This is a genomic window from Shigella flexneri 2a str. 301, from assembly GCF_000006925.2.
Taxonomy (GTDB): domain Bacteria; phylum Pseudomonadota; class Gammaproteobacteria; order Enterobacterales; family Enterobacteriaceae; genus ECMA0423.
On sequence record NC_004337.2, the window covers coordinates 2,999,043 to 3,012,435 of the forward strand.

Below are 13,393 nucleotides of genomic sequence, written 5' to 3' on the forward strand. Positions count from 1 at the left end.
TGCGAACGAAGGAGTAAAAATGGAAACTCAGTGGACAAGGATGACCGCCGATGAAGCGGCAGAAATTATCCAGCATAACGACATGGTGGCATTTAGCGGCTTTACCCCAGCGGGTTCGCCGAAAGCCCTACCCGCCGCGATTGCCCGCAGAGCTAACGAACAGCATGAGGCCAAAAAGCCGTATCAAATTCGCCTGCTGACGGGGGCGTCAATCAGCGCCGCCGCTGACGATGTACTTTCTGACGCCGATGCTGTTTCCTGGCGTGCGCCATATCAAACATCGTCCAGTTTACGTAAAAAGATCAATCAGGGCGCGGTGAGTTTCGTTGACCTGCATTTGAGCGAAGTGGCGCAAATGGTCAATTACGGTTTCTTCGGCGACATTGATGTTGCCGTCATTGAAGCATCGGCACTGGCACCGGATGGTCGAGTCTGGTTAACCAGCGGGATCGGTAATGCGCCGACCTAGCTGCTGCGAGCGAAGAAAGTGATCATTGAACTTAATCACTATCACGATCCGCGCGTTGCAGAACTGGCAGATATTGTGATTCCTGGCGCGCCACCGCGGCGCAATAGCGTGTCGATCTTCCATGCAATGGATCGCGTCGGTACCCGCTATGTGCAAATCGATCCGAAAAAGATTGTCGCCGTCGTGGAAACCAACTTGCCCGACGACGGTAATATGCTGGATAAGCAAAATCCCATGTGCCAGCAGATTGCCGATAACGTGGTCACGTTCTTATTGCAGGAAATGGCGCATGGGCGTATTCCGCCGGAATTTCTGCCGCTGCAAAGTGGCGTGGGCAATATCAATAATGCGGTAATGGCACGTCTGGGGGAAAACCCGGAAATTCCTCCGTTCATGATGTATTCGGAAGTGCTACAGGAATCGGTGGTGCATTTACTGGAAACCGGCAAAATCAGCGGGGCCAGCGCCTCCAGCCTGACAATCTCGGCCGATTCCCTGCGCAAGATTTACGACAATATGGATTACTTTGCCAGCCGCATTGTGTTGCGTCCGCAGGAGATTTCCAATAACCCGGAAATCATCCGTCGTCTGGGCGTCATCGCTCTGAACGTCGGCCTGGAGTTTGATATTTACGGGCATGCAAATTCAACGCACGTAGCCGGGGTCGATCTGATGAACGGCATCGGCGGCAGCGGTGATTTTGAACGCAACGCGTATCTGTCGATCTTTATGGCTCCGTCGATTGCTAAAGAAGGCAAGATCTCAACCGTCGTGCCAATGTGCAGCCATGTTGATCACAGCGAACACAGCGTCAAAGTGATCATCACCGAACAAGGGATCGCCGATCTGCGCGGTCTTTCCCCGCTTCAACGCGCCCGCACTATCATTGATAATTGTGCACATCCTATGTATCGGGATTATCTGCATCGCTATCTGGAAAATGCGCCCGGCGGACATATTCACCACGATCTTAGCCACGTCTTCGACTTACACCGTAATTTAATTGCAACCGGCTCGATGCTGGGTTAATGGTTTGTCCCGTCACGATCTTCAGCAATATGCTGAAGATCGTGGCGGTATAACGATGATTTCTGATTGAATAAAGATATTCCTGCATATACATCGGCCTGTGCGGCGCATCAAAATATTTCAGCGTTGCCGGATTCACCAGTCGCCAGGCAAAATGCGGGATCACCGTCAGAAAATGTCCGCGCTCCACGGCGCTGATTTTGGCCATAAAACTGTAGGGACGATAAATAATGGTGGGATTGATCCCACAAGGTCGCATATTCGCATCAATCATTGCTTCGAAGTTAGCCCGGTTTTGAAAGCGCATTTGTAGCCAGGGCAGCTCCTGAAGCAGCTCTTGCTCTTGACGCTCTTCATAACGGCGAGAAACGAGAAAGCCCAATCGCAGCGGTGGTAATTCACTGATAGTCAGGTTTTCCAGTTCCTGAACTCGTGCAGATACATGCTGTGGGGAGATAATAAAATCTAACTGACGGTCAAAAAGATTATCGATAACGCCGTTTTCGCTGAACTCAACTGGCTGGGCGGTCACGCCTTCATACTTATCTCCGAGACTAATCAACTGATCGAAAATAATTGTCGGATAAGTATTATCTATGCCAATCACAATTTCTCGTGAACGACGCCCTGAGTTATGGATTTCATTATCAATCGCAGAAAGTCGTTGATAAACCGGGAACAGTTTTTGATACAGTTCCTGACCGGCTTTATTGAGGCTGATATTATTATCTTTGCGGGTAAATAGCGTATAGCCAATTTGTTCTTCCAGCGCGGCAATGCTTTTACCAAATGGCGAAGCCGTCATATGGATTTTTTCTGCCGCCCGGGCAATATTATTGGTTTGCGCTAATAAAATGAAATTGCGCATCTTTTTCGAAATAAAAATGTCCATCCCCCCTCCCCGCATCCTTGTCCGCTTAACCGTTTCAGTCAGCCTATCCTTGATGAAACCGCGAGCAAAGATAGGTGATTACGTCATGGTTTTACAGAAAATTACAGAAAAAGGAGGCAATATCGGGTAAAGGCATTAGCCCGACGAATACGTCGGGCTACAAGTATTATTGTGCTGCAGGTGTTTTAGCGGGTTGTTGATCCACAGGTTCTAACTGGAAGACCACATCGACCTGATCATCAAACTGAATAGCGGCCTGCTCGTAAGTTTCCTGGGCAGACACCGGCGCGGCATCGGCTTTCATCATCCGCACCATTGGGCTGGGCTGATAGTTGGAAACATGGTAGCGCACGCTATATACCGGCCCCAGTTTACGATGAAAGCCGTTCGCCAGTTCCTGCGCCTGATGAATCGCGTTATCAATCGCTGCCTTACGCGCTTTGTCTTTATAGGCATCCGGCTGCGCCACGCCCAGCGACACAGAACGAATTTCGTTAAGACCCGCCTTCAGCGCGCCATCCAGCAAGGAATTCAGTTTGTCTAACTGACGGAGCGTGACTTCCACCGTTCTCACAGCTCGGTAGCCTTTCAGGATACTTTTACCATCCTGATAGTCATAATCTGGCTGGGTGCGTAAATTCGCTGAGCTGATATCTTTTTTCGCGATCTGATTGAGTTCAAGGAAGGAAATGTATTGTGCGACGCGCTCATCTGCCTGTTTCTTGGCTGTAGCGGCATCCTTCGCGGCCACGTTAACTTCAATCGCAAGAGTGGCAATGTCTGGCACCGCATCCACACTTGCCGTACCGGAGGTGACAATATGCGGTCCATCCGGCAATTCGTTAGCCTGCGCTGCCATCCCGCTAATACCCATTAATGCCGCCAGGGCGATAACTTTGAACTTCACGTTAGTCTCTCCGTGTTAATTGACTTGCCCAAAATTCAGGACCTCTGGAGGCAAGCTTAGCGCCTCTGTTTTATTTTTCCATCAGATAGCGCCTAACTGAACAAGGCTTGTGCATGAGCAATACCGTCTCTCGCCAGCTGCAAGGCTATAAACCACATGACACATCCCACTACCAGATTGATAATGCGCTGTGATTTTGCCGTGCGCAGGCGCGGTGCCAGCCAGGCTGCGAGAATAGCCAGACCAAAGAACCACAGGAAAGAGGCGCTAATTGTCCCGAGCGCAAACCAACGTTTTGGTTCGACGTCAAGCTGCCCGCCAAGGCTGCCCAGTACAACAAAAGTATCCAGGTAAACATGCGGATTCAGCCAGGTCACTGCCAACATGGTGGCGATAATTTTCCATCTGCCTTGCTTCAGGACTTCGGCACTAGCTAACTCAATATTACTACTCATCGCTGTTTTAAAAGCGCCAAAACCATACCAGAGCAAGAAGACTACGCCGCCCCAGGTGACCAGCGCTAGCAACCACGGCGACTGCATCAATAACGCGCTACCACCAAAAATCCCCGCGCAAATCAGGACCAAATCGCTGATAGCGCAAAGTAAGGCAATCATAATGTGGTACTGACGACGAATGCCCTGATTCATCACAAAAGCATTTTGTGGGCCGAGCGGCAGAATCATAGCTGCCCCAAGAGCAAGACCTTGAAAGTAATAAGAAAACACGTTGGATATTCCGAATTAAGTATCTGATGCAGAGACTATATCGCGGGATTGTTATTAGCGGAAATTGATAATATTAATTGGCAATCAGAATAACTAATAAGAGAGAGGCCAGAGAGTATTATCTGGCCTCAGCGTTGATTACGCAGCTTTGTCTTCTTTCACCCGCTTAAAGTTCACATCCATTTGCGGGTACGGGAAGCTGATACCGGCGGCATCAAATTCACGTTTAATACGCTCCAGCACATCCCAGTACACGTTTTGCAGATCGCCGCTGTTGCTCCAGACGCGGACCACGAAATTAATCGACGATGCACCAAGTTCGTTCAGGCGCACAGTCATTTCGCGATCTTTCAAAATGCGATCTTCAGACTGGATAATATTGGTCAGGATCTGCTTAACCTGATCGATATCGGAATCATACGCCACGCCAATAATAAATTCGTTACGGCGAACTGGCTCGCGGGAGAAGTTAATAATATTTCCGGCAATAATTTTACCGTTCGGAATAACGATAATTTTACCGTCTGCAGTACGCATGGTGGTGGAGAAAATCTGCACACTCAGCACAGTACCGGCTACGCCGCCGAGGTCAACATATTCTCCGGCACGGAACGGGCGGAACATGACAAGTAACACGCCAGCGGCCAGGTTAGAAAGTGACCCCTGCAAAGCCAGACCAACAGCTAAGCCTGCGGCACCGAGTACAGCAATGACTGACGCTGTTTGTACACCCACGCGTCCCAGGGCAGCGATTAGCGTAAAGGCGATAATACCGTAACGGACTAATGCAGAAAGAAAATCAGCAACAGTGGCATCGATTTTACGGGAGATCATCAGGCGATTCACCGCGTTGGAAATCATCCGCGCGATAATCAAACCAACGATGATGATCGCGAGTGCCGCCACGATGTTTACTGCATAACTTAGCAGCAGCGCCTGGTTAGCTACCAGCCAGCTTCCCGCGCCGTTTATGCTATCGACAACATTCAAATCTTCCATTCAATATTCCTTTTCAACTGACTCAAAATGGAGAAATACACTCCGCCGCCTTATGACGGGCAGTCTGACAAGGGTAAACAATAAAGCATAATTTTGCCAAATAGATCACAGATTTCTCATCTGAATCACCTTGCTTTTGGCGAAAAAAAGACCCGCAGAGCGGGCCTTGAGATAAGCAGAAAGGAATGACTTACAGAACGTCGATCGCGTTCAGTTCCTGGAATGCTTTTTCCAGACGAGCGATCATCGAAGTCTGACCGGCACGCAGCCATACGCGCGGATCGTAGTATTTCTTGTTCGGCTGATCTTCGCCTTTCGGGTTACCCAGCTGACCCTGCAGATAAGCTTCGTTCGCTTTGTAGTAGTTCAGAACGCCTTCCCAGGTTGCCCATTGGGTATCGGTATCGATGTTCATTTTCACTACGCCGTAGCTTACGGAGTCTTTGATTTCCTGAGCAGTAGAACCGGAACCACCGTGGAATACGAAGTTCAGGCTGTTGTGCGGCAGGTTGTGTTTCTTAGAAACATATTCCTGAGAATCACGCAGGATGGTCGGAGTCAGAACCACGTTACCCGGCTTGTAAACACCGTGTACGTTACCGAAGGACGCAGCGATGGTGAAACGCGGGCTGATTTTGCTCAGCTCGGTGTATGCGTAATCAACGTCTTCCGGCTGGGTGTACAGTGCAGAAGCGTCCATGTGGCTGTTGTCCACGCCGTCTTCTTCACCACCGGTGCAACCCAGTTCGATTTCCAGAGTCATGCCGATTTTGGACATACGCTCCAGGTATTTAGAGCAGATTTCGATGTTCTCTTGCAGAGATTCTTCAGACAGGTCGATCATGTGAGAAGAGAACAGCGGCTTACCGGTAGCTGCGAAGTGTTTTTCACCCGCGTCCAGCAGACCGTCGATCCACGGCAGCAGTTTCTTCGCGCAGTGGTCAGTGTGCAGGATAACCGGAACACCATAATGTTCAGCCATCTGGTGAACGTGATGCGCACCAGAGATCGCGCCCAGGATAGCAGCACCCTGCGGAACGTCAGATTTCACGCCTTTACCAGCGATAAAGGAAGCACCACCGTTGGAGAACTGAACGATAACCGGCGCTTTAACTTTAGCAGCAGTTTCCAGTACGGCGTTGATGGAGTCAGTACCGACGCAGTTTACTGCTGGCAGTGCGAAGTTGTTTTCTTTTGCTACCTGGAAAACTTTCTGTACGTCATCACCAGTGATTACGCCAGGTTTTACGAAATCAAAAATCTTAGACATGTCTCTTGTCCTGTATCGTCGGGCCTTATACTCATAATACTTCAAGTTGCATGTGCTGCGTCTGCGTTCGCTCACCCCAGTCACTTACTTATGTAAGCTCCTGGGGATTCACTCTCTTGTCGCCTTCCTGCAACTCGAATTATTTAGAGTATGAAAAAATGCGTGCTCTAAAAGCGCGCTGAAACAAGTGCAGGTTTCCCTGCCCTGTGATTTTTTACTTCTTAGCGCGCTCTTCGAGCATCGCTACTGCAGGCAGTACTTTACCTTCCACGAATTCGAGGAATGCGCCGCCGCCAGTGGAGATGTAGGAGATTTTGTCAGCAATGCCGAACAGGTCGATTGCTGCCAGAGTGTCGCCGCCGCCAGCGATGGAGAACGCTTCGCTGTCTGCGATAGCGTTAGCCACGATTTCAGTACCTTTGCGGAAGTTCGGGAATTCGAACACGCCAACCGGACCGTTCCACAGAATGGTTTTCGCATTCTTCAGGATTTCAGCCAGTTCCTGAGCGGAAGCATCACCGATATCCAGGATCTGCTCGTCAGCTTTCACATCGTTAACAGATTTCAGGGTAGCCGGTGCAGTTTCAGAGAACTCGGTTGCTACGCGAACATCAGACGGAACCGGGATGTTGCAGGTGGTCAGCAGACGTTTAGCTTCGTCAACCAGGTCAGCTTCGTACAGGGATTTACCCACATCGTGGCCTTGTGCCGCGATAAAGGTGTTAGCGATACCACCACCAACAATCAGCTGGTCAGCGATTTTAGACAGGGAGTCCAGAACGGTCAGTTTGGTAGATACTTTAGAACCACCAACGATAGCCACCATCGGGCGAGCAGGTTCTTTCAGTGCTTTACCCAGCGCGTCCAGTTCAGCTGCCAGCAGCGGGCCTGCGCACGCAACGTCAGCGAATTTACCGATACCGTGAGTAGAAGCCTGCGCGCGGTGAGCAGTACCGAATGCGTCCATTACGAACACGTCACACAGTGCAGCGTATTTTTTGGACAGGGTTTCGTCGTCTTTCTTCTCGCCTTTGTTGAAGCGAACGTTTTCCAGAACAACCAGTTCACCTTCAGCAACGTCAACGCCGTCGAGGTAATCTTTAACCAGACGAACCGGGTTAGACAGTTTGTCTTTCAGGTAGTTAACAACCGGCAGCAGAGAGAATTCTTCGTTGTACTCGCCTTCGGTAGGACGACCCAGGTGGGAAGTTACCATCACTTTTGCGCCTTGTTTCAGGGCCAGTTCGATGGTCGGCAGAGAAGCACGGATACGCGCGTCGCTGGTTACTTTCCCGTCTTTTACTGGTACGTTCAGATCCGCACGGATAAATACACGTTTCCCAGCAAGATCCAGATCGGTCATCTTAATTACAGACATGGTGAATCCTCTCGTTGATTCTAAAAGTTTTGCAGACGCTGCTTGCGTCTTACCTGAAAGCAACAGTAGCCATAGCTAACGTCGTGTCGAGCATTCGGTTAGCAAAGCCCCATTCGTTATCGCACCAGACCAACGTTTTGATCAGGTGTGCGCCACTGACCCGGGTTTGGGTGCCATCGACAATGGCACTGTGCGGATCGTGGTTAAAATCTACAGAGACCAACGGCAATTCCGTATAGTCAACTATACCATGAAATGCACCTTGTGCTGCTTTTTGCAGCAACAGGTTGACTTCATTGGCTTTTACAGGTTTCTTCACCGTCACGCTTAAATCGATTGCCGTCACATTTATGGTTGGCACACGTACCGCAATCGCTTCAAAGCGATCGTTAAATTGCGGAAAAAATCGTGTGATACCAGCGGCCAGTTTAGTATCGACCGGAATGATCGACTGGCTGGCTGCCCGGGTGCGACGCAGGTCAGGATGGTATGCATCAATAACCTGTTGATCGTGCATGGCGGAGTGAATTGTGGTCACAGTGCCGGACTCAATACCGTACGCATCATCTAACAATTTGATGACGGGAATTATGCAATTCGTGGTACAGGAAGCGTTAGAAACGATGCGGTGTTCCGCACGAAGTTGATCCTGATTGACGCCGTAAACAACGGTCGCGTCGAGATCGTTACTGCCAGGATGTGAAAAGAGCACTTTTTTGGCCCCGGCGGCAATATGCGCTTCGCCATGCTCGCGGGAGCCATATACGCCGGTGCAGTCGAGGACTACATCAACGCCAAGTTCACGCCAGGGGAGCGATTGCAGTGAACGTTCATGCAATACGCGGATGGCGTCATCACCAACAAAAAGTTGATCGCGTTCCTGTCGTACTTCCCATGCAAAACGGCCATGGCTGGTGTCATATTTCAACAAATGCGCCATGCCCGCAGCATCCGCCAGTTCGTTGATTGCCACCACGGTAATTTCCGCCCGGCGTCCGGATTCATACAAAGCACGAACCACATTACGCCCGATGCGACCGAAGCCATTTATCGCTACGCGTACGGTCATAGATCTCCTGCAAGGTTTTCCCTGAGCAAATTTGCCAGACAGAGTAATCCAGCAAATCGTCCGGGGAAACCTTACCTGTCGCAAACTGCGACTGATTGGTTAATTGTCGAACATTTAATCGACTGAAACGCTTCAGCTAGGATAAGCGAAACGTGGAATAAAAGGAATGATTGTCCAGTCAAAGAAAGCAATTATCTGACTTACGTCACGTTTTCAGCCCCGCCCCTGTGGAATTTATTCCACTTTGCAGAATCACGAATAAGCGTAGCAAAATCTTTTCGTTGTGCCGTCACAAACCCTGACTTATATCAGAATATGACTGATGCAGCGTCGATATTATCCGCAATACGTCCGAGTTTCGGAGTACTCCAATGATGACATTGCCCTACTCATATTCTTCCTCCGCACGCTTTTACGCACTGCGCCTCCTCCCCGGGCAGGAAGTTTTTTCCCAGCTACACGCTTTTGCACAGCAACATCAACTTCATGCCGCCTAGATTGCAGGCTGTACCGGTAGCCTGACTGACGTCGCCTTGCGCTATGCCGGGCAAGAAGGCACCACGCTCCTGAACGGTACATTCGAAGTGATCTCACTAAACGGCACGCTGGAACAGAGTGGTGAGCATCTTCATCTCTGCGTTTCCGATCCACACGGCACGATGCTTGGCGGTCATATGATGCCCGGCTGTACCGTGCGGACCACGCTTGAACTGGTGATCGGTAGCCTTGAGGAACTGGCGTTTAGCCGCCAACCTTGCGCGCTTTCTGGTTACGACGAGTTGCATATTTCCCCCGTTAAATAACTACTTTCAAAGAGGTTTTCTTATGGCGCGTAGCCACTTTTCCAGTCAGGCACTGGTGTTGATCGTTATATCTATCGCCATCAATATGATCGGCGGGCAACTGGCCAGCATGGTCAAATTACCTATATTTCTCGACTCCATCGGCACACTTATTAGCGCGGTACTGCTTGGTCCGGTGATCGGAATGCTGACCGGCTTACTGACCAATTTACTCTGGGGATTGCTGACCGACCCGATCGCCGCCGCATTTGCACCCGTCGCGATGGTCATCGGCCTGGTCTCCGGTTGGCTGGCGCGAGCGGGTTGGTTTCGCACCCTGCCAAAAGTCGTTGTCAGCGGCGTGATTATTACGCTTGCGGTAACGGTCGTCGCTGTACCGCTGCGTACTGCGCTGTTCGGCGGTGTCACCGGTAGCGGAGCCGATTTGTTCGTTGCCTGGATGCACTCGATGGGGCAAAACCTGGTGGAGTCGGTGGCGATTACGGTGATAGGCGCGAACCTGGTCGATAAAATTCTTACAGCGGTGATTGTCTGGCTTTTACTGCGCCAGCTGCCGATTCGCACCACGCGCCATTTTCCGGCAATGGCTGCCGTGCGCTAAATGCATCCATTTACCTCATTAACACTGTGGGCATTAGCGGCCTGCACCACGCTTATCCTGCCCGCGCAGACCATTTTGCCGATCTATAGCGCGGCGACCTTTTTCTGCCTTATTGCGCTAAAGGCCACGCGGCGGCGGGCAAAATATGTCGTCTGGCTGATGTTCTCGCTGGGAGCCGGGCTGTGGCTGGTACACGGTGGCTGGCTACCAGAATGGCTAAGCGGCACGCCACGCTCGCCAGAACGGTGGTCGCATGCTATTACGCTCTGGTTGCTGATTCTGGCGATTGTTTCAACCTCACAGTTGTGAATGCAGTACGTCCCCGTGCAATGTTTTATTCGCGCTCTGTTTGCTTCTCGCCTGCCGCCAGGCGTCGCTTATCTGTTTGCCGGGCCGTTATTGGTCGTTGAGCAGTTAAAACGGCAATTAGCGATTATTCATGAAGCGCAGCGTGCCCGCGGCGTGCCGCTGGATGAGGGCTGGTATCAGCGTTTACGTGCTATGCCCGCGTTAATTATTCCGCTAACACACAATGCGCTTAACGATCTGGCTGTCCGTGGTGCGGCGCTGGATATGCGGGCATTTCGGATCCACAACCGACGAACAACGTTGTGGGCACCAGCCGATAGCACCCTACAACGCGTAGCGCGTTACACCATGATCTTGCTGATGCTGACAGAATTCGGAGCGTGGATATGGTTACGTTAGAACAGTTCCGTTATTGCCCGACACACTCAACGCATCCTCCGTTCTGTTATGACTTTCACTATGTCAAACCGGGGATGGTCGCCATCTTTGGTGACAACGGCAGTGGCAAAAGTACGCTGGCACAGCTGATGGCGGGCTGGTATCCGGACTTTCTGCCAAGAGAGATAACAGGCACGGGGACGCTCCTCGGTACGCCCATTGGGCATCTCCCGCTTAATGAACAATCCGCCACCATCCAGCTCGTCCAGCAATCGCCCTATTTGCAGCTCTCCGGCTGTACCTTTAGCGTGGAAGAAGAAGTTGCCTTTGGGCCAGAAAATCTGTGTCTTGCTGAAGCAGAGATTATGGCGCGGATTGATGCCGCCCTGACTCTGACCGAGTGCCAGCCGTTGCGCCATCGTCACCCGGCAACACTCTCCGGTGGAGAGACACAGCGCGTGATCATCGCCTGCGCCATCGCGATGCAGCCAAAGCTCTTAATTCTTGATGAAGCCTTTAGCCGCCTGACACCGCAGGCCAGCGAAATGCTGTTGCAGCGCTTACAACACTGGGCGTTTGAACGTGGTTCGCTGATTATTCTTTTTGAACGTCATCGCACACCTTTCCTGAACTACTGCCAGCAAGCGTGGCAATTGCAAAACGGAGCGCTCCAGCCACTATGTTAACGTTAAATAAGATATCTTATCGCTGGCCTGGCGCGGCAACGGATTGTCTTTGCGACATTTCTCTGCAACTCAAACAAGGTGAATGGTTGGCGCTGACCGGTGACAATGGCGCAGGGAAATCGACGCTGTTACGAGTAATGGCAGGTCTTCTTACGCCCACAGCCGGTACGGTTATGCTGCAACAACAGGCGATGAAAAACCTGAAAAACCGCCAGCGCGCGGCAAAGGTTGGCGTACTGTTTCAGGAAGCGGAAAACCAACTTTTTCACAGCACCGTCGCTGACGAGATCGCATTTGGTTTGAAACTGCAAAAATGCCCGGCGGATGAAATCACTCAACGTACCCATGCTGCCCTGCAATGTTGTCAGTTAGCAGACACTGCCAACTCGCACCCGTTGGATCTGCATAATGCGCAGCGACGGATGGTCGCCGTCGCCTGCCTGGAAGCACTCTCTCCGCCACTATTACTGCTGGACGAGCCGAGTCGGGATTTTGACGAAAATTGGTTGAGCGTGTTTGAAAGCTGGCTGGAGAAGTGCCGCCAGCGAGGCACGAGCGTGGTAGCAATCAGTCATGACGCCGCATTTACCCGGCGTCATTTCTCTCGTGTGGTGCGGCTGGAAGATGGTGTAATCAGGAACGTTAATCCACCAGACGATATTCACCCGTAGCGGTCATCATTAAGGTCAAATTTGCAGGCAGACTCTCTTCCAGCCCCCGGCGAACATTCGGCCCGTCGGTACGGTCATAAAAGGCTTCTGCATCTGCCAGCGATACCCCTCCCGCCAGCTTGCGCCCCACCAGACGCTCCCGCAACGCAGCAGCTGGCGCGTTGATAAAGATCGAGAAATCACAAAATTGCGCAAGCTGGCACCACTTCTCGTCGTCCAGCAACAACCAGTTTCCTTCGACGATGACGAGTGGTGCGGTAACGTGCAACGCATCTTCAACAGGATCATGCTTTTGTCGATCGTACTGCGGCCACGTACAATCCCCTTCCACCACCTGGCGCAGATTTTCCGCCAGTTTCGCAACGTCAAATGTCTCTGGTGCGCCTTTGAAGGGGCGCAATTGATGCGCGTCCAGCCAGCTATTGTAATGGTGAAAACCATCCATCGGGAGCGCCTGAATAGCGGGCAGCTCCGGGTCTTGTTGCGCGAGATATTCCCAGAAGGTGGTTAGGGTAGATTTACCCGTCCCCGGCGGAGCGCAAAGAAAAACCACCGTACGCCGCTGCGGATTTACCGTCTGTAAGGCCGCCAGCATACGCAGCAACAGTTTATGCACGCGTTCTATCTCTTCATCATGGTACTGCGCTTGCACGTTCAGCCCATTCACCGTTAATTCAATTTTCACGGCGTTAATTCCTTTAAGGTGGTCGTTACTGCCAGCGTCAGCGCCGTTTTGACCATTCCGCTAAAACGCGCCTCTGACCAGACGGCGAAATCGGCGAACTTCATCGCTTTTAACGCATCGTAGAGCGTCGCATTGCGAGTTATACTGTTGACATTGCTGATAAAATCCCAGGTTATATCATCGGCAAATCCGGGCGTTTCATCCTGTTCGTTCAGGTAATGCCAGTACTGGGAAAAGTGCGTGATATCGGCATACAGCCATTTATCCATTTTCCCCAGCGCATAAATCAAACGCAGCGCAACATCAATATCGTCAAGCGGGCCGCTTTGGGCGAGTAACGGCTTCACTGCATATTCGACGATCTCTTCATCGTTATCGACAAACAGCGACGGCAGAAACTGGCGTATCCCCTGGAGCAAAATAGAATGCGCAGTTTTCATAAATGAAAATAAATTGTCCTGTGCATCCAGTTGCTCAAGCACATCATCTTCTGTCAGCGTCGCCATTGGTCTTCCGATA

General features: G+C 51.2%; 13 protein-coding genes, 2 pseudogenes and 2 other annotated features. Of the genes and pseudogenes, 6 read left to right on the forward strand and 9 right to left on the reverse strand.

All coding sequences use genetic code 11. The features are described 5' to 3' along the window. Positions 1–19: 19 nt before the first annotated feature. Positions 20–1,498: a sequence feature (Similar to Escherichia coli K12 coenzyme A transferase gi: 1789287 (493 aa). BLAST with identity of 98% in 493 aa. This CDS contains an in-frame stop codon. The sequence has been checked and is believed to be correct.), on the forward strand. Then, positions 20–1,498: pseudogene (ygfH, locus tag SF2905) on the forward strand. It overlaps the preceding feature by 1,479 nt. Here ygfH and ygfI read toward each other — a convergent pair. The 7 genes from ygfI to epd all read right to left on the reverse strand — a co-directional run bounded on the left by ygfI (position 1,440) and on the right by epd (position 8,741). Then, entirely contained in the window at positions 1,440–2,390 is a 951-nt protein-coding gene (gene ygfI, locus SF2906) for a LysR family transcriptional regulator (protein NP_708681.2), read from the reverse strand. The pseudogene ygfH and the gene ygfI overlap by 59 nt on opposite strands. Before the next feature lie 166 nt (positions 2,391–2,556). Next, on the reverse strand, positions 2,557–3,297 hold the full coding sequence (yggE, locus tag SF2907) for an oxidative stress defense protein (RefSeq protein ID NP_708682.1): 741 nt from the start codon (positions 3,295–3,297) through the stop codon (positions 2,557–2,559). 92 nt (positions 3,298–3,389) lie between these two features. Beyond that, complete coding sequence (yggA, locus tag SF2908) at positions 3,390–4,025, reverse strand: arginine exporter protein (protein ID NP_708683.2); 636 nt, start codon at positions 4,023–4,025, stop codon at positions 3,390–3,392. Positions 4,026–4,163: 138 nt separating this feature from the next. After that, entirely contained in the window at positions 4,164–5,024 is an 861-nt protein-coding gene (gene yggB / locus SF2909; protein NP_708684.1) for a mechanosensitive ion channel MscS, read from the reverse strand. Between the two features lie 190 nt (positions 5,025–5,214). Then, positions 5,215–6,294, reverse strand: coding sequence for a fructose-bisphosphate aldolase (fba, locus tag SF2910; RefSeq protein ID NP_708685.2), 1,080 nt, complete (start codon positions 6,292–6,294; stop codon positions 5,215–5,217). Between the two features lie 214 nt (positions 6,295–6,508). Next, positions 6,509–7,672: a phosphoglycerate kinase gene (gene pgk / locus SF2911; RefSeq protein ID NP_708686.2), complete on the reverse strand. Its 1,164-nt coding sequence runs from the start codon at positions 7,670–7,672 to the stop codon at positions 6,509–6,511. Between the two features lie 49 nt (positions 7,673–7,721). Further along, positions 7,722–8,741 carry an erythrose 4-phosphate dehydrogenase gene (epd, locus tag SF2912; RefSeq protein NP_708687.2) on the reverse strand — a complete coding sequence of 340 codons (1,020 nt, stop codon included), beginning with the start codon at positions 8,739–8,741 and terminating at the stop codon, positions 7,722–7,724. Between the two features lie 533 nt (positions 8,742–9,274). On the opposite strand from epd, the gene SF2913 reads away from it, so the two are divergent. The 5 genes and pseudogenes from SF2913 (at position 9,275) to SF2917 (ending at position 12,189) form a co-directional block, all read left to right on the forward strand. After that, positions 9,275–9,544, forward strand: coding sequence for a DNA-binding protein (locus SF2913; RefSeq protein NP_708688.1), 270 nt, complete (start codon positions 9,275–9,277; stop codon positions 9,542–9,544). A 22-nt stretch (positions 9,545–9,566) separates the two neighbouring features. After that, positions 9,567–10,145: a hypothetical protein gene (locus SF2914; RefSeq protein NP_708689.1), complete on the forward strand. Its 579-nt coding sequence runs from the start codon at positions 9,567–9,569 to the stop codon at positions 10,143–10,145. Then, positions 10,146–10,853, forward strand: a sequence feature (Similar to Escherichia coli O157:H7 EDL933 conserved hypothetical protein ref: NP_289497.1 (235 aa). BLAST with identity of 97% in 236 aa. This CDS contains an in-frame stop codon. The sequence has been checked and is believed to be correct.). Beyond that, positions 10,146–10,853 (forward strand): annotated as a pseudogene (locus SF2915). It overlaps the preceding feature by 708 nt. Then, positions 10,841–11,518: an ABC transporter ATP-binding protein gene (locus SF2916; RefSeq protein ID NP_708690.2), complete on the forward strand. Its 678-nt coding sequence runs from the start codon at positions 10,841–10,843 to the stop codon at positions 11,516–11,518. Before SF2915 ends, SF2916 begins: the two are co-directional and overlap by 13 nt. Beyond that, positions 11,512–12,189 (forward strand): ABC transporter ATP-binding protein, encoded by a 678-nt coding sequence (locus tag SF2917; RefSeq protein ID NP_708691.2) that lies wholly within the window; start codon positions 11,512–11,514, stop codon positions 12,187–12,189. The genes SF2916 and SF2917 overlap by 7 nt, the downstream gene beginning before the upstream one ends. Here SF2917 and frcK read toward each other — a convergent pair. Continuing rightward, complete coding sequence (gene frcK, locus SF2918) at positions 12,161–12,874, reverse strand: nucleoside triphosphate hydrolase domain-containing protein (RefSeq protein NP_708692.1); 714 nt, start codon at positions 12,872–12,874, stop codon at positions 12,161–12,163. The two genes, SF2917 and frcK, sit on opposite strands and share 29 nt — an antisense overlap. Further along, positions 12,871–13,380: a DNA-binding transcriptional regulator gene (gene yggD, locus SF2919; protein NP_708693.1), complete on the reverse strand. Its 510-nt coding sequence runs from the start codon at positions 13,378–13,380 to the stop codon at positions 12,871–12,873. Before yggD ends, frcK begins: the two co-directional genes overlap by 4 nt. Positions 13,381–13,393: the final 13 nt, after the last annotated feature.

Bases quoted from the DNA above. Each gene is read 5' to 3' on its own strand.
- ygfI (NP_708681.2), bottom strand. From the start codon at position 2,390: ATGGACATTTTTATTTCGAAAAAGATGCGCAATTTCATTTTATTAGCG.
- epd (NP_708687.2), bottom strand. From the start codon at position 8,741: ATGACCGTACGCGTAGCGATAAATGGCTTCGGTCGCATCGGGCGTAAT.
- yggD (NP_708693.1), bottom strand. From the start codon at position 13,380: ATGGCGACGCTGACAGAAGATGATGTGCTTGAGCAACTGGATGCACAG.
- pgk (NP_708686.2), bottom strand. From the start codon at position 7,672: ATGTCTGTAATTAAGATGACCGATCTGGATCTTGCTGGGAAACGTGTA.
- SF2914 (NP_708689.1), top strand. From the start codon at position 9,567: ATGGCGCGTAGCCACTTTTCCAGTCAGGCACTGGTGTTGATCGTTATA.
- yggB (NP_708684.1), bottom strand. From the start codon at position 5,024: ATGGAAGATTTGAATGTTGTCGATAGCATAAACGGCGCGGGAAGCTGG.
- SF2917 (NP_708691.2), top strand. From the start codon at position 11,512: ATGTTAACGTTAAATAAGATATCTTATCGCTGGCCTGGCGCGGCAACG.
- SF2916 (NP_708690.2), top strand. From the start codon at position 10,841: ATGGTTACGTTAGAACAGTTCCGTTATTGCCCGACACACTCAACGCAT.
- fba (NP_708685.2), bottom strand. From the start codon at position 6,294: ATGTCTAAGATTTTTGATTTCGTAAAACCTGGCGTAATCACTGGTGAT.